Here is a 17,450-nt window from a genome sequence, read left to right on the forward strand (position 1 = left end):
ATATGGAAAAAGCGACAGTCATAGGTGCAGGAAGAAGCGGAATAGCCGCCGCCAAACTTCTGTCCGCAATGGGCAGCACTGTCTTTGTAACCGATCAGAATCCGATAACTGCCGATAATAAAAAAGTCCTAAATTCGTTGGGAATTGATTTTGAAGAAAAAGGGCACACTGAAAAGGCCTACGCTTGTGATTACGCAGTAGTGAGCCCGGGGATAGACAAAAATTCCGTTGTATTGAAAGTGGCGGCAAATCGAAAAATTAAAATCATTTCCGAGATAGAACTGGCGCAGATAAACATGAAAGGCAAACTTCTGGCTGTAACCGGTACAAACGGAAAAAGCACAACCACGGCTCTGGCAGCTCATATATTGAATGAATCCGGAATGATATGCCATGTTGGCGGAAATTTGGCTCCGGGAATTCCTCTTTCAGAAATTTCATTGATTGCGGGACCTGATGAATGGGTCAGCGCGGAGATAAGCAGTTTTCAAATGGAACACGTCTCAGATTTCAAAGCAGACGCGGCTATTTGGACTAACATATCAAGCGATCATCTTGACAGGCATGGGAACATTTACAGTTATGCTTCTCTCAAAGCCGATTTGATAGGGAGGGTGAAAGAAAAAGGATTTGCAATTCTCAATTTCAGCGACGAAGCCATTGCCAGGATGACCGAAAAAGCCGCGTGCAGAAGATATTTCTTCGGAAACGAGGACAGGAGGGTCAGTGGTTTTGTAAGAAATAATAAGGCGGTCTTCAGACCTGACGCCGGAGTGGAATTTTCAGTGGACGAAAAAGATATTTTCCTCAGAGGAAGCCACAATCTTGAAAATATACTTGCAGCAGGGCTTGCAGGATATTTTATTGGAGCCCGACCCAATAAAATCATCGAAGCAGTCAAAAGCTTCAAGGGACTTCCTCATAGACTTGAGACAGTAGGCGTGTTCGACGGAATACTATTTGTTAACAATTCTATGTGCACTAACGAAGCCGCTTTCAGAAGATCGCTAGAAGCATACAAAGGCTCCGTAGTTATAGTTGGTGGGAAAGCAAAAAAGACAGACTTGAGCGTTATTGCGGCAACATGCAAAGAGTTGACAAAATTCGTGGTTCTTATAGGAGCCAGTTCAGGCGAATTGTCCTTAAAACTGAAAAAAATGAACGTGCCTCATAAATCCGTAAAAGGAATGCGCGAAGCTGTTGAAGCGGCGGTAAAAATAGCCGAAGAAGGAGACCAGGTAATACTCAATCCCGGCATGGCAAGCTTTGACATGTTCAGGGATTTTCAAGACAGGGGGGAAGCTTTTAAAAGTGCCATCGAGGAACATTATGGAAAAATATGAAGACCGTCTGAGATGCAAATTCAAGAACGCAAATTACGCACTTTTGATTACTGTTTCTGTCTTGCTGGCTATCGGTATTGTAGCCATGTTCTCGGCTCATCAAAAAGCCTCCGTTTTCAGTTTCGGAACTTCAAGCACTCCCTATAAACATCTTATGAACATTGGAATCGGTTTTATGGCTTTGTTGATAGCGTTCTGCCTTCCTTTGAAAAAAACCGACAACACAGCTTTAATTTTATTTTTTTCTTTGGCGATTACGGTTCTGCTTTTTGCAGTAATTCTTTTTGGTACGAACATCAACGGAGCCCACAGATGGCTGCGGCTAGGCCCATTTAATTTTCAGCCGTCCGAACTGGCAAAAATCGTACTGATATTCTATGTCTCTCATTACATAAGGAGAAAGTACAGCGGAATAAAAGAAAAAAACGCGAAATGGTCGTGGGGGCTTTTGATAGTGATCGGCGGGATAATTGCCCTGATCGCTGTTGAACCTGACGTATCGACAGCGCTTGTCCTTATTTTGCTTGTTTTCGTGTTCTTTTTCGTCGGCAAAGTGCCTGTTAAATTTTCTTTCGTCCTCATCTTCAGCGTTTTAGCGATCGGCGTTTTGCTTTATATGCTTCCCGGAAGCAGGTTCAAGCACATAGACAAGAGAATAAAAAATTACGTAGTGACGCTCAGAGGAGAGGAAGTAGATACTGATGAAAATTCGCAGGTAGAAAATTCCATCCTTGCTTTCGCCAACGGAGGTCTGTTTGGAAGAGGTCTTTGCAAGGGAGAACTCAAAAACGGATCATTTATTCCTGAGGTGGACAGAGATATGATAATAGCCGCAATAGGAGAAGAAATGGGGCTTGTCGGCGCTCTATTCGTGATGTCTTTGTATTTTGTAATACTTGTTACAGGTTTTAGAATCGCGTTATTTTTCGAAGACAAAGACAGATATTTTTATTTTCTCGCCATGGGCATATCGGTCAATTTTTTTATTTTCGCCATTATACACGCATTCATCAGCATCGGTTCGCTTCCAGCGACGGGATTGGCTCTGCCTTTTATTTCTTACGGCGGAACTTCAATGGTAAGTAATATGTTCATGCTTGGAATCATGCTTAACATATCGGCTCTCTCGAAAAGCCATCAGATGAATGAAAATATGATAAAAAAAAGAGAAATGATTTTTTTCAGTACAAAGAACAAATCTAACACTTTTGTCGGCAGTAGATTGACTCAAAGACAAAAGGCGGTAAAAGCGCGTTGAAAAAGAAAAGACTGCTCATTGCTGTCGGAGCGACTGGAGGGCATATTTATCCCGCGCTTGCCCTTGCGGAAGAACTAAGGGGCAAATGCGGCTTGTTTTTCATCGGAAGCGACAGGGGACTCGCTGAGACAATAGTAACAAGGGCAGGATTTCACTTCGAGAAAGTCAGAAGCAGGCCTTGGGCGGGAAGAACGATTCTCGAAAAAGCCGCTTCAGCGGTTTCCTTCATTTTTGGTGTATTTTATTGCCGAAGACACATATCTGAAATAAAGCCTTTTGCCGTTCTCGGCACGGGTTCTTTTGCGACGGTTCCCGTTTTGCTGACTTGCTGTTTGCTTTCGGTGCCTTTTTATATTTTAGAAGCGGATGTCAAACCAGGAATGACAACTCGTTTTTTTGCAAGAAGCGCAAAAAAAATATTTTTATCATTCGAGGAGACTGAAAAATACATGCCCGGTATTTCTGAGACCCTATACTCGGGAAGTCCTGTTAGGCGAACGATTGGGAATGTCCCGAAATCCGAAGCGGTGAAAAAATTCGGACTTTCAGGTGACTCGAAGATAATTCTCGTGTTCGGAGGAAGTCAGGGATCTTCTACTATAGAAAAAGCATTTTATGAAATGTACAGGAAATTCGGCATACCTCAGAACGCAAAGGTGATCGCTTCCGCGGGTAAATTTTCCGAAGGACTATACGCGCGATGCGGAGAAGACGTCATAGTCAGAGATTATATTGAAGACATGGCATCGGCTTACGCCTGTGCCGACGTAGTCGTATCGAGAGCCGGAGCCGTAACGGTCGCTGAGATTTTTGCTGCCGGAAAACCTGCAGTACTCATTCCTTTGGCAATAGCCAGAGGGCATCAGGCTGACAACGCCCGCCAGCTCGAAAATCTTTGTACAAGCGTCGTAATAAGAGAAAATGAACTCACGGCAGAATCCCTTCACGAAAACATAAAAAAAATCCTGAATTCAGAGGGAACATCGGTACTCTGTCCCGGAAAGAAAGACTCAGTGAAAATTATTGCCGAGGAGATACTTAATGAATCCTGAAATGGTTCACATGATCGGTATTTGCGGAGCAGGGATGACCCCTCTGGCTATCATTATGAAAAGAAAAGGCTTTGATGTCACCGGATGTGACAGAAATCTGAACGAAAATGCCGAAATTCTCAAAAAAGAAGGGATCGTATTGTCTGCGGGTCATTCGACAAAACATCTCGAAGGTGTTTCCAGGGTGATTTTTTCGAGGGCCGTGGATGAATCGTGCAATGAGATATCCCAGGCCTTGAAAAAAGGGATCAAAATACAATCTAGAGGAGAAGCTCTCAGAGAACAGCTTGAGGGCAGGATACTGACTGGAATAGCCGGAACCCACGGGAAGACCACCACGTCTTCAATGCTTGTGCATATTTTAATGTATAACAATAAAGACGTGCTCGGAATCACCGGAGGATCACCGGTGGGATGGGAAAGCGGACTGATATGGTCGGAAAATGGCGCGGCGGTTTGCGAACTTGACGAAAGCGACAGGACTTTTCTTCTGTTTAATCCGAATATAGGAGTCATAACTTCAGTAGAAGCTGATCACATCGGAAAATATTACTCGGGAGAAAAAGATGTATCGGAGGCATTCTTGAAATTTGCCGGAAATTCTGAAAAATGCCTTTTGAACGTTTGCGACAAATTGACGGCTGAAATTGCCAATTCAAAAACAGTAAAATCGGTGACGCTGGGTGAATCGCCTGCCTGCGACATACGCTACGTCATAGAAGATGAATGTTTGTTCATGAGAGGAGAAAAAATAAGTATCCGCATGCGGGGAGAACACAACCTCAGAAATGCGTCCTGCGCTTTAGCCGTAGCTGAACTTATGGGCGTTTCTCCGATGGATTCGGCGGAAGCTTTAAAGAGCTTTTCGGGAGTCAGAAGAAGGATGGAAACGGTTTTTGATTCGGATTTCTGTACTTTTATAAGTGATTACGCCCATCATCCGACTGAATTGAAAAACTCGATAGAAGCTCTTAAAACCGGCGATAAAAAGCTGACGATTGTTTTTCAACCTCATCTATACTCGAGAACAAAAGAATTCCATCTGGATTTTGCTAAGGGGCTGTTAAAAGCCGATAACATTATACTGATGCCGATTTATCCCGCAAGAGAAAAACCGATGACGGGAGTGACTTCGGAATTAATTGCCGACGACCTGAAAACCCTTGGTAAAGAAGTCTGCGTGACAGGATCAAAGGAAGAATTGATGTCTGTTCTGAAAAAATCGTTTTCAGGAGGCATTTTGGCTCTATTGGGAGCCGGAGATGCTGATTCTTACAGGGATGAAATTACAGAAATGTTAAAGGGAACAGTAAATGATTGATTGTTTGAGAAAAATCGATCTCGCTGAATTCACGACTTTGAGATTGGGCGGAAAAGCGGATTATTTTTGTTATGTTGATAATGAGCAGAAATTTGATAAAATTATTACATATTGTGAAAAAAATAATCTGCCATACATCATATTGGGTGCGGGCAGCAATATTCTCTTTAGCGACAAGGGATTCAAAGGATGTATTGTCAAGCTTTCGGGGAGCTTTAGAAGTTTTGTTCTGGAAGGCAACATGATCCGTACAGGAGCAGGCGTAGCGCTCTCGGAAATAATAGGGAAATCAAGAGAAGCAGGCTTGTCTGGTCTTGAATGCCTTTACGGAATACCCGGAACAGTCGGAGGCGCTGTTTACATGAACGCCGGCACAAAATGGGGTGTCACGGGAGATTTTGTTAAAAGAGTTAAAACGAGAGGCAAGGATTATTTTGAAATCTCGAAGGACCAGTTCGGCTATAGAAAAGGCATACATGAAATAATACTCGGTGTTGAATTTGAATTGCGAAATGCGGAGGTTTCCGAAATTGAATCGACGATCACTCAAATAAAAAAATTCAGAAGCGAGAGGTTTCCGAGGAACTCAAGAACAGCCGGTTGTATTTTCAAAAATCCTTTCGGAAGTCCGCCTGCCGGTAAACTGATAGAACAAGCAGGGTGGAAAGGAAAGATAATAAAAAACGTCATGATTTCAGACAGGCACGCAAATTACTTCATCCCTCTCAGAGGAGCCAAATGCTCCGATTTTGTTGATTCAGTAACTGCGGTCAAAGAAGACGTTTTCAGAAAGTTCTCAATAACGCTTGAAACAGAATTAAAGATATACGATGAAAATGGAAAATCCAAAGAAATTTAAAGCGGTTATTTTCGCGTTTCTGACAGCGACATTGTTCTCGGCCGGAGTAGCAGCGGGAAAATTGCATTTTTTCAGAGTTGAATCCGTTATAGTGAGGGGAAACACTGAACTGAGTTCTCATGAAATATTCGAGATAGCAGGTGTTTCAAAAGGAGATTGCGTATTTTTTGTCAATTTGTCGGAGGCTGAGCTTAATCTGTCAAAAGAGATTTTCGCAAAAAAGATACTGGTGAGAAAGTCCGGACCTAACGCTCTGGAGATTGAAATAATTGAAAGATATCCTTCACTGGATATTGGAAACGGCAAGGGAGTAGACGCGGACGGTTATATATTGCCGATAGATTCATCAAAAGCATTGCTCGGAGCGAAAACAATGAACGAGTACACAGAAAGCGATTTATTCCTGACCGAAGAGGACAGAATACTGAAAGATGTTGCGTCTGTTTGTTCGCAAGGAATTAATTTCCCTTTTTTGAGCGAAGTGATAGTCTGCAAAAAAGGTCTGTCGGTGAAAACCAAAGACGGAGTGTACGCTTATTTCGGGTATTCGGATTTTGTTTTATCGTACAGAATATTAATGACTGTCAGGGGAACTGATTGGTGGGACCGAAAGTATTGTTACGATTTGAGTTCCCCCGGAGAACTATTGATATTCAAAAGGTCCGCTTTAACCAATAACAAAGATTGTTACGGGGGCTGAATTATGGATAAAAAAATGATTTCGACCGCTTTGGATCTCGGCTCGAGTAAAGTTTGCGCCGTAATAGCTGAAATAGCATCGAGAAATAAAATTAACGTGATCGGTGTAGGAGAAGCTGTTTCCGAAGGAATGAGGCACGGAGTGGTCATAAACCTTGACAAAACAATCTCTTCGATAAAAAACGCGATTCATGACGCTGAAGTAATGGCGGGAGTTCAGGCGGGTCCTGTAAGTATTGGAGTGACAGGCGAGCACATAAAAGGAATAGCGAGTAAAGGCGTTATATCGATAACGAGCAAGGAACAAGGTATAACCATAGCCGATGTCGAAAGAGTGAAAGAATCGGCAAAGGGGATAGCCATTCCGGCCGAAAGAGAGATAATTCACACGTTGACTCAGGATTTCATAGTAGACAATCAGCCCAACATTATCGATCCGGTCGGATTGATGGGTATGAGGCTGGAAGCAATAATTTATATAATAACGGCATCCAGCCTTGCGCTCGGAAACATAAGAAAAGCAGTCGAAGGTTCGGGTTTATCCGTGGAATCAATGATACTGCAGCCTCTCGCTTCTTCTTATGCGGTTCTGGGCGAGGAAGACAGGCAACAAGGCATAGCTCTTCTCGACATAGGAGGAGGAGTTACGAATATTTCCGTCTGGTATGGCGGTTCTCTCAGGGATGTGGGGCTTGTCAAGCTGGGCGGGGATTCCATTACGAGGGACATTTCTATGGGTTTGGCAACATCTTACGCTTTTGCTGAAAAAATTAAAAAAGAAAAAGCCTCTGCCCACCCGACATACGTTGACCCGGAAGAAGTTATAGACATACAAGCGACCGCCGGAAGGGGTAACAGAAAAGTCACGACTGAAAGACTGCACGATGTCGTCGAGGCCAGAGTGGAAGAGATTCTCGATTTTTCGTTCAGAAAAATCCAACGCAGTGAATACGCGCACAACCTGGCGTCCGGAGTCGTAATCACTGGCGGAACAGCGAATCTCAAAGGGATTATAGAGGTCGCCGAAGAGATATTCGAACTACCGGTCAGGCTTGGAATCCCGGGAGACGATCTTCTCGGGATGGTTGAAGCGGTCTCATCGCCAGCATTCTCGACGGTTCTCGGACTGATAAAATATTCGATTTCAGATCAGGAAGAAACGGGATCCCAGGGGGACAAAGAAAAAAAGAAAAAAATAGTAGGAGGACTGAAAAAGTGGATAAGCGATTTCTTTTAGACCGGATAAACGAAGCGTCAATTAAACATTTTTTAAATGGAATATGAAGGAGGAATATATGGGTATATTCGAAATGGCCCCGCAAGAACTTCCGCTGGCTAAGATAGTGGTTGTAGGAGTCGGAGGAGCCGGTGGAAATACTGTGAACACAATGGTTGAAGAGGGCATTGAAGGCGTGAACATCGTTGTTGTGAACACGGACCTGCAGGATCTCATAAAGTCCAGAGCCCAGAAAAAAATTCAAATAGGTAAAGAGACGACAAGGGGACTCGGCACCGGTTTTGATCCTGAAAAAGGCAAGAAGGCGGCGGAAGAGAGCATGAGAGAAATCGAAGAGATTTTCAAAGGCATCGATATGGTTTTCATAACAGCGGGTATGGGAGGCGGAACCGGCACGGGAGCGTCTTCGATAATCGCCAGAGCGGCAAAACAATCGGGAGCAGTGACAGTTTCGGTTGTGACTCTGCCTTTTAACTGGGAAGGGAAGAAAAGATATGATGTCGCAACCAGGGGAGTTAAGGATCTTTCTTCATCGTCTGACACAATTCTGGTGATTCATAACGACAACATAAGAACTCTTTATTCCAAACAGATCACGGCAAAAGACGCTTTTAAATATGTCGACGGCGTGCTTGTAAAAGCGACAAAAGGCGTTTCTGACTTGATAATTAAACAGGGACATATAAATTTGGACTTCGCCGACATAAAAAGAGTGATGGGAAAAGGAGGAAAAGCGCTCATGGGCATCGGATACGGTACAGGCGAAGACAGAGCCGTACAGGCCGCTAACGAAGCCATCAATTCACCTCTTCTCGACAATGTATCCATCACCGAAGCCTCAAGTGTTCTTGTCAACATAACAGGACCTGACGATCTCAAACTCGAAGAGATAGACAACGTGATGAAGCTCATACAGGAAAAAATCGGAGACGACACTGACAAAGAAATCTTATTCGGGATCAGATACGACACCACATACAACAGCAGGATAGAGATTACAATAATTGCTACAGGTATCGGAACTAAAAAATCGAGGAAAGAAAACAGGGTGGAAGGATTTTTTACCGGTGAACAAAGCAGTGATTCTGATAAGAAAAATTCTCTCGAAAAGAATTTTATCTGGACGCCTGAAGAAGACCAGGTAGATCTGTTTGAAGCAGAAATAATAGAAAAAGGAGATGATACGGCAGAAGAGAACGATGAGGACAGGGAAAACCGTAAAAAAGAAGTGTTTAACAAAAGACAGAGGATGAGGAAGAACAGGCCTATAGAAGACGAACTCGATTTGTACAATTCTGATGAATTGACCGAACCGGCTTACCTCAGAAGGCAAAACAACTGAACGGATGAGAGTTTTAGAAACGGAAACGTTCAGGGAAAACCTGAAGATTGTGAGAGAAAATATTTACGAATCCTGCCGCAGAGTTTCGAGAGATCCAAGTGAAGTTGCCATTCTCGCGGTGACGAAGAATTTCGGAAGACTTGCGCTTGATATGGCTGCGGAAGAAGGAATCAGGAACATCGGAGAAAATAAAGTGCAGGAAGCATGGGAGAAGTTGAGTCACAAGCGGGATACTTTTACAAAACATCTCATAGGACATTTACAGAAGAACAAAGTTGAAAAAGCGCTGAAACTTTTTGACGTGATACAGACCGTAGATTCTTTAGCTTTGGCAGAGAAACTTGAAAAAAAATGTGCCGAAATTAATCCTGAAGAAAAAGCGTGTAAATACAGCGTTTTTATTCAGGTTAACGTTTCCGGAGAAACAACCAAGTCCGGAGTAAAACCTGAAGAAGTTGACGATTTGACAAATTATATTTTTAGCTGTAAGAATATAGAATTAAAGGGTGTGATGGGCATGGCGGGTTTATACGCCGGTGAAGTTGAGACAAGAAGGCAGTTTTCTGTTCTTTTTGAAATAAAAGAGAAATTCGGACTCTGTTCTCTTTCGATGGGAATGAGTTCGGATTACACTGTTGCTGTCGAGGAAGGCAGTACGATGGTAAGGCTGGGTACGGCCCTTTTTGGAAAGAGGTATTGATATGGGAATCACACCGCTAGAAATAAGAAAGATGGAGTTCAGGAAGACCTTCCGCGGACTCGACGTTCAGGAGGTTCAAAGCTTTCTTGAAATAGTCGCTGATCAGCTCGAAAGCCTGAACAGGGAGAATATGTCTATTAAAGAGCAGCTCAGGAATTTAGAGCAAAGACTTGAAGATTACAAGAGTATGGAATCCACTCTGCAGAACACCCTCACTTCGGCTCAAAAATCTTCCGAGCAGATAAGAAAAAATGCCGAACAGGAAGCTGAACTGATAATACAGAACGCAAAACTTCAGGGAGAGACGATCGTTGAGAGAGCCCGTTCTCAGGTTGTGGAAATAACGAGTGAGATTTCAGCCCTCAACACACACAGGGTAAGCATAAAAGCTCAGATAAAAAGTTTTCTCGAGGCGCAGTTAAAAGCTATAGAATCGGGAGAAATAAGATACAAAAAAGTCGAAATAGATGACGCTTTTCCGCACATCAAACGCAAGATAAAGACAAATGTCCCTTCGCTTGACAATCTATTTGAACAGAAAAATATATAATTCTTTAGCGCTTTTGTGCTTTTTGCTCACACTATCGTGCTCTCAAAAAACTCAGGAAGCAAGGATAGACAGAGCCAGACAGCTCTATTATGAAGGATTATACGACAGGGCGAAAGTTGTTCTCGATTCTTCCCTTTCCTCGGAAGAACTGGGCGAAAATGAAAGAATTGAAGGCATGATTCTTTCAGCCGACATAGATATAAAACTCGGAGAGTATGCGAGCTCTTCGGGGACTCTTGAAAATGTTTATTATCAGAGAAGAGATTTCAAAGATACGATCGTAATGAGATATCAGCAGATAATCGATAAATTATCTTTCGAAGGAAGATTTTCCGAGGAAATATATTTTTCCAAGAAATTATTTTTGATTGAACAAAATGCGGTTGCGAGAGAATTGCTCCCTGAAATCACCAGATCTTTTCTTCTCGAAGCTGACACGGCCAACGCATTGAGCACTTTATCACGATCACTCAAATACGAAGAACTTTCTCTTAGCGCCTGCATACTTCTCGGTGAAATTTATAAAAACAAAAAAATGCACGAGATCGCAGTTGCGTGGCTCGATTCGGCAATAATAAAACCTGACGCCGACAAGATACAAATAATGCAGAATAAAGCTGACATACTGGTCGAAATGTCAAAGGAACTTATCGAAAAAGGGAGACAGGGTGAAGCCCTCAATTATCTTTCTGAAGCGTCTTTTCTGACTCAGGGAACAACTTCTGCCGAAGCGGCCTGGCTTGCAGGAAGTTTATACGTGGCTTCAGAAAATTACGCCAAGGGAAGACTGTATCTCGAGAGGGTTTTAGAGATTGAAAGAAGCTCGGTTATCAGAGAAAAAGCCATCAAATTACTGCAAAATATTTAGGAGTAAAAGTGAAAAAGACATTTATTTTCGTTGTGGCAGTCATAACGGCGTCCGGATGTTCGCCTAAAAGGATCAACCTGGATAGATACACTGATGAAGAAGCCGCTTTGTCTGTCGCGCGGGAATTGTTCGAAAGCAATGATTACGGAGAAGCCGCCGAAGCCTTCAACTACGTTTATCTGAGTTTTGATTTTACGCGATATAAAAGCTATGCTTTATTCATGTCCGGCCTTTCGTATTACATGGATGGAAAATACGATGATGCAATTGAAACTTTTAAAGTGTTTTACAATAAATACCCCTCCGATACGCTTATATCGAGCACCGTGTACTATTGGGCGAGCTCCTATGAGAAATCATCGCCGTCTTTTGAAAGGGACCTTCTGAAGCTGAAATACGCTTTGGAAACATACAGTCTCTTTTTAGCGAGATTCCCTTCAGACGAACGAACACAGGAAGCCGTTGAACGCGTGAGACATTGTGAAAATATTTTACTTAGAAAACTGATATACGAGGCGGAAGTTTACAAAAAAATGAACAGACACGAATCGGCTTTCGCAGTCCTTGTTACCGCAGCCGGAATGTATCCCAATTCAGATTATATTTCTCAAGCGCTGTACGAGGCAGCGTTGTCCGCTCTTAAAACCGGAAACCTTTCGAGCGCTCGCAGATATTTTCTCGACGCATCGGAATATCAGACCGAATATGCAGAAAAAGCGAGGGAAATGCTTTCTCGACTCCCCATAACCGAATCCACCGATTCATTCTCGCCGGACACGATCGAAGAATCCCGGGAGGAATAAGTGAAGACGGGGATTTTCGGAGGAAGTTTCGATCCCCCTCACATAGGTCATCTGATATTTTCAGTGGACGCCTACAATATATTGGGAATAAAAAAAATAGTATGGTTGGTCAATCACACTCCATGTCACAAAACCATGCCCATTGCGCCTTTCAGTGAAAGAATCCGTTTTTGCGAAATTATATCGGAAAATTTCAAGTTCATATCGATTTCCGACCTGGAAGAGAAGCTCGAAAAGCCAAACTACACTTATGACTCAGTGAATTTTATTAAAAAGCAATTGGGTGAATCAAACGATTATTTTCTAATGATTGGCATGGATCAGGCCAGACTTATAAATACGTGGAAAAAATCTTCCGAACTGAAAGATTCCCTTGGATTCATTGTCATGAGAAGGGGAGTTGAAGAAGAAAAACCCGACATACCCGAAAGCAGGCTCAGTTTTATTGACAGAAGATTGGACGTGTCTTCGTCGGAGATCAGAGGCCTTGTTAAAAAACACCTCGAAACGGAACATCTGTTGGGGAATGAACTGAATAATTACGTAAAAAAATCAGGGCTGTACAATTGATAATCATTGATTCTTCGTCCATCGCTTACCGGAGCTACTTCGCTCTTCAGAAAGCCGATTTGAAGGCTCCGGACGGCAGAGAAAGCGGGGCGATTTACGGTTTTCTCAATACTCTCGTGTCTTTGAGGAAATCTTTTCCCTCGCATGATGTGGTGGCCGTTTTCGACGGCACAAAACCTTCTTTCAGGCGGAAATTTTTCGAAGAATACAAAGCCAACAGGGAGAGAATGCCTGAATCTCTCGCAAAACAAATCGAAAGTCTCGTAGGAGGTCTGCCGTATTTCGGATACCCGGTATTGAGAATGGAGGGTTTCGAAGCGGACGATATCATAGCTTCAATTGTTACCGCATACGGCTCCTTTGGCGACATCTTTATTGTGACGAGAGACAAGGATCTGGCTCAACTCGTAAAAAAGGGAGTCTCGCTCATATATCCTGGAAAATCAGGCAACTGGGACGTGATGAACGAAAAGGCTGTGTTCGCGAAATTCGGCGTCGTTCCTTCGAGAATAAAAGATTTCCTTGTTCTCACAGGAGACACGAGTGACAACATACCAGGAGTTCCTGGAATAGGTTCTAAAACCGCGGCCAAACTTTTGGAAAATGGCCGTGATATTGAAACGATTATCGAAAATCCGAAAATGTACGCGACTGAAAGGATAGCCAAATCCATCGAACAAAGCAGGCAAACGATCGAAAAAGCAAAAATATTGGTTGAATTGAAAACAGACCTTTCAATACCTGCTCCGGAAGATCTTAAAAACACTCCGGTGTCGCCTGAAGCGGCTGAGTTTTTAAAGGAATGGGGAATGAAAAAAATAGCCGGAGATTTCGGCTTGGAACTGAAAGAAAATCCGCAGTTTTTTCCACATGATTTCAGTACGGAGGATATTGAAGGAATTGCGGCAGCATCCTGTGATGACGATCGTTTGTTCGTGCTTCAAAAAGATGTTTGCCAGGAAGTTTCGGCAGGAGATTTGGAGCGAATCGCCGGAAATAATATCTTGGTTAGCGACGACATAAAAAAAACAGCTGTAACGGCCGGTTTTATGCCGCATGTCTTTGAGGACGCCGGAACAGCTTCTTATCTTATAAATCCAGAAAGCGGTCCTTACGATTGTGTTTCTCTTGTCAAAAAACACGAAGGAATATTTGCGGATTTTAAAACCTCCCTTTGCTCTCTGCCTGTTATTTGGAAAAAACTCGAGAAAGAAATGATCGGACAAGGGCTTTACGCTCTGTATCGTGATATTGAAAAACCCCTGATCCCCATCGTGACGAAAATGGAAAAAGCCGGGGTATTCATTGACGGGGCTTATCTCGAAAAAATGAGCGCGGTTTTTTCAGAAGACCTGAAAAAAATTGAGGAAGAAATCCGGAAAGAAGCAAACTGCAACATAAATCCGCGATCTCCCAAACAACTCGCAAACTTGCTTTTTGATAAACTTAAACTGCCTCCCGTGACAAAGACAAAAACGGGATTTTCGACAGATTCATACGCTTTAGAGCAGATAAAGGCTCTTCACCCTTTGGTCGGTATGATTCTCGAGCACAGGTTCATTTCCAAAATGCTTTCGACATACATAGATGTCATCCCCTGCATTTTGGACAAAAATTCGCGACTCCACTGCAAATTCGATCTGCGCGCGACTGCTACGGGAAGGTTTTCCTCCTACGATCCGAATTTGCAGAACATACCAATGAAAAATCCAAGGGCGAGAGAAATCAGAAAAGCTTTCAGAGCTCCCAAAGGAAAAAAACTGCTCTCGGCCGATTATTCACAGATTGAACTCCGATTGGCGGCTCACCTGTCCCGGGACAAGACTTTTTTGGATGCTTTCAGAAACGGAGAAGACATTCATGCAAGAACCGCTTCGGAAATTCTGTCCCTGGACCCTGAAAAAATCGGAACGAGAGAAAGAAATCTTGCAAAGACGGTCAATTTCGGTGTTCTCTACGGAATGTCTCCGTTTAAACTTTCGAAAGACATGGGAATTTCCCTCAAAGAAGCGAGGAACTTCATAGATGATTATTTCAACAGATTTTCCAGAATAAAAAATTGGCAGGAAGAACTGGTGAATGAAGCTGAAAAAACCGGCGAGATAAGAACTTTTACGGGAAGAAGAAGAATGATAGACGGCCTTGAAAGCAGGAACATGAAAGAAAGAGAGAAGGCAAAAAGAAAAGTATTCAACACGCCCGTACAGGGGGGGGCTGCCGATATAATAAAAATATCAATGATCGGCGTAACCGAAGCTCTGAAAGGAGAAGAAGCCGAGCTCGTGCTGCAGATTCACGACGAGCTTCTTTTTGAAGTAAATGAAAAATCCGTTGAAAAAACGGCGGAGATAGTTAAAAATACAATGGAAAATGCTGTGAAACTTGACGTTCCCCTGACGGTTTCCGCCGCCTGGGGAGAAAGCTGGTTTGATACTCACTAAAAACGGATATTGGAGGGCGGCATGAAAATAAAACATGTAATAGAGTCTCAACAGTTCAACAAAGAAATGCTCGAAGAAATATTCAGGGAATCTGAAGAGATGGAGAGGATAGCGTTTTCAGGCGGAAGCGACATATTGAAACATAACATTATGGCAACAGTTTTCTATGAACCGAGTACGAGAACCAGGCTCAGTTTTGAATCGGCCATGCTTAGGCTCGGAGGCGAAATAGTGTCGACTGAAAACGCCCGGGAATTCTCTTCCGCGGCCAAAGGAGAGAGCCTGCACGACACGATAAGGACGCTTCAGTCTTATTCGGATTTGATTGTTCTGAGGCATTACGAGAGCGGCGCGGCCAAAGCCGCCATAGAGGTCGCGACAGTGCCTGTAATTAACGCCGGAGACGGATCCGGCCAGCATCCGACTCAATCTTTGCTTGACATGTATACAATCAAACAGAATTTTTCTCGTATCGAAAATCTTAGCGTCGCTCTTGTGGGTGATCTCGAAAACGGAAGAACAGTGAGGTCACTGTCTTATCTCCTGGCCAAATACGAGGGGGTGAAAATAGTATTCGTTTCTCCCGAATGTCTTAAAATGAGGGACGACATCAAAGAGTATCTCGACAGACATGCCGTGAGCTGGGAAGAATCGGAAAACCTGAAGGATGTCGCTTCCAAAGTCGATGTCATATACATGACTAGAATTCAGAGGGAAAGGCTCCTCGACAGGCCGGACGATTACGAAAAAGCAAAAGGAAAATTTATAGTAGATAATGAAATTGTAAATGCTATGAAAAAGGATTCGATCCTTCTACACCCTCTTCCGAGAGTTGACGAAATATCATCTGAAGTGGATTCTAATCCGAGGTCGTTGTATTTCAAACAGGTTCAGAATGGCCTCTTCGTCAGAATGGCTCTTTTAAAAATGTGTCTGATTGGCTGATTCGAAAACGAAAAGGCCGGATGAAATTCTTCGAAGCGGACAGGAAGAAATACCCTCTGTGGGCTTTGAGTTTCAGCACATTATTTCTCCTGGTTTGGCTTCTGGGAGTTGTTCCGGCTTTTTTGGATTCATGCGGATTACAAGCTGGTTCACTGAAAATCAGGATTTTCTATAAAGTCCTTTGTCACGGTCTTCCTGAACGATGCCCTCATTATTTCGGACAGCCGGCCGCTGTGTGCTTCAGATGTACGGGTATTGATCTCGGATTTTTTTTTACCGGTGCAGTTTTTTACCCTTTATTAAGAAGATATCTTGATCCGGGGATATGGCCGGTACATCTTGCGTTAATAACTGTTTTCTCCGTATTTATATTTCTGGAATGGATCGCTGAACTGCTCGGATTTATCTCTTCATCCTGGATATTACAGTACAGTACGGGCATGCTGTTTTCGACGGGAATAAGTATTTTCCTGTTTTCAATAGCGGAAAATGTTATCGAAACGTACTGTGACTGAAATTCTAATAAATTGTTTCAGGATAAGGTGAAAAAAAAGTCTGGCGCGCCAGATAGTTCTCGTCAAACCTGATTATCCAGGACATCAACACCGATCTGCATTCGCTTAATGTTGTCAGGTCATTCGAATACTTGTCTAAAATTCCGAGAAAATAATCTCTTTCTCTTTTTGATAGTTTTTTTGAAAAATATCCGAATCCGTGCAATAGGACGTTGACGACAGATCCTTTCCTGCATTGCCGTGAAAAAACCTTGGGCAGGATTTTTACGTATTTGTCAAAAACCGATATAACCGGTTCTTTAAAGGGATTTGATACTATTTTTCCAAGACATTTTAAAGCGGACTGATTGTAACTCATGAATAGATACTTGTTGTCGGAGTGATAATCGACCAGACCTTTTATTGAAGGCTTTTGTGAGATTACCCTGAATTCAGCCAGAGCATAAAGTTTGGTGAGGAAAAGATCTCTTATTCCATTGTCATTGAGCCTGCCTTCGGTTTCGATGGCGAGGTGTCCGTATAATTCTCTCGACTTTTCCCCAAAAAGACCCGAACCTTTCAAACTCAGCGGCTGTGTATCTTCGGCGCAGGCATAGATTTTTACGTCTTTTATTCCGCACGAAGGCGATCTGTCTTTGAGAATGAATCCGTCGACGTCTTTTAGAGAATATAGAAATCCGTCCGAATAGTTCCGCATTATTTTTGTCAGATCTGCTCCCGTTCCGCGCTGAATCATCGTCGTTGTTCCATTTTTCAGGATCAGCCTGACCGGCTTCCTTGGAACTCCCAGCCCAATTTCGTATTCGGGGCAGACCGTTATAAAATCGAAAAAGCCGATGAACTTTCTGACGACGGGACTGGATATCATTGCTCCGTTCCAGCGGCAGGAATCGAATTCGACGCATCTGCTCAAAACGACTTTGGGTTTTGTAAAATTTTTCAGCATG

Annotated in this window: 17 protein-coding genes; 16 read left to right on the top strand and 1 reads right to left on the bottom strand. The window is 43.1% G+C overall.

The window, feature by feature from the left end; all coding sequences use genetic code 11:
- Positions 1–2 precede the first annotated feature (2 nt).
- From murD to JXL83_01445, 16 genes are read left to right on the top strand one after another with little or no spacing between them, the layout of a single operon-like run.
- On the top strand, positions 3–1,343 hold the full coding sequence (murD, locus tag JXL83_01370) for a UDP-N-acetylmuramoyl-L-alanine--D-glutamate ligase (GenBank protein MBN2362764.1): 1,341 nt from the start codon (positions 3–5) through the stop codon (positions 1,341–1,343).
- Complete coding sequence (locus JXL83_01375) at positions 1,330–2,601, top strand: FtsW/RodA/SpoVE family cell cycle protein (protein ID MBN2362765.1); 1,272 nt, start codon at positions 1,330–1,332, stop codon at positions 2,599–2,601. The genes murD and JXL83_01375 overlap by 14 nt, the downstream gene beginning before the upstream one ends.
- A complete protein-coding gene (locus tag JXL83_01380) occupies positions 2,598–3,653 on the top strand; it encodes a UDP-N-acetylglucosamine--N-acetylmuramyl-(pentapeptide) pyrophosphoryl-undecaprenol N-acetylglucosamine transferase (protein ID MBN2362766.1) in 1,056 nt (351 codons plus the stop codon). The genes JXL83_01375 and JXL83_01380 overlap by 4 nt, the downstream gene beginning before the upstream one ends.
- Positions 3,643–4,974: a UDP-N-acetylmuramate--L-alanine ligase gene (gene murC / locus JXL83_01385; GenBank protein MBN2362767.1), complete on the top strand. Its 1,332-nt coding sequence runs from the start codon at positions 3,643–3,645 to the stop codon at positions 4,972–4,974. The genes JXL83_01380 and murC overlap by 11 nt, the downstream gene beginning before the upstream one ends.
- Positions 4,967–5,833 carry a UDP-N-acetylmuramate dehydrogenase gene (gene murB / locus JXL83_01390; protein ID MBN2362768.1) on the top strand — a complete coding sequence of 289 codons (867 nt, stop codon included), beginning with the start codon at positions 4,967–4,969 and terminating at the stop codon, positions 5,831–5,833. Before murC ends, murB begins: the two co-directional genes overlap by 8 nt.
- Positions 5,805–6,533 (top strand): FtsQ-type POTRA domain-containing protein, encoded by a 729-nt coding sequence (locus JXL83_01395; GenBank protein MBN2362769.1) that lies wholly within the window; start codon positions 5,805–5,807, stop codon positions 6,531–6,533. The genes murB and JXL83_01395 overlap by 29 nt, the downstream gene beginning before the upstream one ends.
- A gap of 3 nt (positions 6,534–6,536) precedes the next feature.
- On the top strand, positions 6,537–7,769 hold the full coding sequence (ftsA, locus tag JXL83_01400; protein ID MBN2362770.1) for a cell division protein FtsA: 1,233 nt from the start codon (positions 6,537–6,539) through the stop codon (positions 7,767–7,769).
- A gap of 58 nt (positions 7,770–7,827) precedes the next feature.
- Positions 7,828–9,111 carry a cell division protein FtsZ gene (gene ftsZ / locus JXL83_01405; GenBank protein ID MBN2362771.1) on the top strand — a complete coding sequence of 428 codons (1,284 nt, stop codon included), beginning with the start codon at positions 7,828–7,830 and terminating at the stop codon, positions 9,109–9,111.
- 4 nt (positions 9,112–9,115) lie between these two features.
- Positions 9,116–9,811, top strand: coding sequence for a YggS family pyridoxal phosphate-dependent enzyme (locus JXL83_01410; GenBank protein ID MBN2362772.1), 696 nt, complete (start codon positions 9,116–9,118; stop codon positions 9,809–9,811).
- Position 9,812: 1 nt separating this feature from the next.
- A complete protein-coding gene (locus tag JXL83_01415; GenBank protein MBN2362773.1) occupies positions 9,813–10,361 on the top strand; it encodes a DivIVA domain-containing protein in 549 nt (182 codons plus the stop codon).
- A gap of 22 nt (positions 10,362–10,383) precedes the next feature.
- Positions 10,384–11,229: a hypothetical protein gene (locus tag JXL83_01420; GenBank protein ID MBN2362774.1), complete on the top strand. Its 846-nt coding sequence runs from the start codon at positions 10,384–10,386 to the stop codon at positions 11,227–11,229.
- An 8-nt stretch (positions 11,230–11,237) separates the two neighbouring features.
- The gene (gene bamD, locus JXL83_01425; protein ID MBN2362775.1) at positions 11,238–12,032 is read left to right on the top strand and encodes an outer membrane protein assembly factor BamD; all 795 of its coding nucleotides are present in this window, start codon (positions 11,238–11,240) and stop codon (positions 12,030–12,032) included.
- Positions 12,033–12,602: a nicotinate (nicotinamide) nucleotide adenylyltransferase gene (gene nadD, locus JXL83_01430; protein MBN2362776.1), complete on the top strand. Its 570-nt coding sequence runs from the start codon at positions 12,033–12,035 to the stop codon at positions 12,600–12,602.
- Positions 12,599–15,043 (top strand): hypothetical protein, encoded by a 2,445-nt coding sequence (locus JXL83_01435; protein MBN2362777.1) that lies wholly within the window; start codon positions 12,599–12,601, stop codon positions 15,041–15,043. Before nadD ends, JXL83_01435 begins: the two co-directional genes overlap by 4 nt.
- A 21-nt stretch (positions 15,044–15,064) precedes the next feature.
- Positions 15,065–15,988 (top strand): aspartate carbamoyltransferase, encoded by a 924-nt coding sequence (gene pyrB / locus JXL83_01440; GenBank protein MBN2362778.1) that lies wholly within the window; start codon positions 15,065–15,067, stop codon positions 15,986–15,988.
- A gap of 20 nt (positions 15,989–16,008) precedes the next feature.
- Positions 16,009–16,503 carry a DUF2085 domain-containing protein gene (locus JXL83_01445; GenBank protein ID MBN2362779.1) on the top strand — a complete coding sequence of 165 codons (495 nt, stop codon included), beginning with the start codon at positions 16,009–16,011 and terminating at the stop codon, positions 16,501–16,503.
- A 4-nt stretch (positions 16,504–16,507) separates the two neighbouring features.
- Here the strand turns inward: JXL83_01445 and JXL83_01450 are convergent, their stop codons facing one another.
- Positions 16,508–17,416, bottom strand: coding sequence for a DUF1722 domain-containing protein (locus JXL83_01450; protein MBN2362780.1), 909 nt, complete (start codon positions 17,414–17,416; stop codon positions 16,508–16,510).
- Between the last annotated feature and the right edge of the window lie 34 nt (positions 17,417–17,450).

The sequence above is a fragment of the candidate division WOR-3 bacterium genome (genome assembly GCA_016934535.1).
Classification (GTDB): domain Bacteria; phylum SDB-A; class SDB-A; order SDB-A; family SDB-A; genus JAFGIG01.